Source organism: Serratia sp. CY44782 (assembly GCF_052168715.1).
Classification (GTDB): domain Bacteria; phylum Pseudomonadota; class Gammaproteobacteria; order Enterobacterales; family Enterobacteriaceae; genus Serratia; species Serratia nevei.
In genome coordinates, this window is sequence record NZ_JBJNME010000033.1 from 1 (window position 1) to 1018 (window position 1018).

Below are 1018 nucleotides of genomic sequence, written 5' to 3' on the forward strand. Positions count from 1 at the left end.
TGGCGTCGGCTTTCCAGTCGGCCGGCAGCTCGCCGTTCATGCGGCGCTTGAACTCGGCAGCCTGCTCCGGGAAGGCCTTGGCGTAGGCGGCGAACTTGTCGTTCCAGGCCGCTTCTTTGGCCTGACCGGCTTCCTTGGCGTCCCACTGGGCGTAGATGTCCTGCGGGATTTCAAAGGCGGCGTATTTCCAGCCCAGCGCTTCGCGGGTGGCGGCCACTTCGGCTGCGCCCAGCGCGGCGCCGTGCACGTCATGGGTGCCGGCCTTGTTCGGCGAACCGAAGCCGATAACGGTCTTGCACATCAGCAGCGACGGCTTGTCGGTCACCTTGCGGGCTTCTTCAATCGCAGCCTTGATGGCGTCCGGGTTGTGGCCGTCGACGTTGCGCACCACGTGCCAGCCGTAGGCTTCGAAACGCAGGGCGGTGTCGTCGGTGAACCAGCCGTCGACGTGGCCGTCGATGGAGATGCCGTTGTCATCGTAGAAAGCGGTCAGCTTGCCGAGCTTGAGGGTGCCGGCCAGAGAGCAGACTTCGTGCGAGATGCCTTCCATCATGCAGCCGTCGCCCATGAAGGCGTAGGTGTGGTGGTCGACGATGTCGTGGCCCGGGCGGTTGAACTGCGCCGCCAGGGTGCGTTCGGCGATGGCGAAGCCGACGGCGTTGGCGATGCCCTGGCCCAGCGGGCCGGTGGTGGTTTCAACGCCTGGGGTGTAGCCGTACTCCGGGTGCCCTGGGGTTTTGGAGTGCAGCTGACGGAAGTTTTCCAGCTCGCGCATCGGCAGGTCATAGCCGGTGAGGTGCAGGAGGCTGTAAATCAACATGGAGCCGTGGCCGTTGGAGAGCACGAAACGGTCGCGGTCAGCCCAGTGCGGGTTAGTCGGGTTGTGGTTGAGGTAGTCACGCCACAGGACTTCGGCGATGTCCGCCATGCCCATAGGGGCACCCGGGTGGCCGGAATTTGCTTTTTGTACGGCGTCCATGCTGAGTGCGCGGATGGCGTTGGCAAGCTCTTTACGAGA

General features: G+C 64.4%; 1 pseudogene. It reads right to left on the minus strand.

What is annotated here, in order from left to right:
• Window positions 1–1018: pseudogene (locus ACJ8HT_RS24100) on the minus strand (transketolase); the annotation flags it as partial.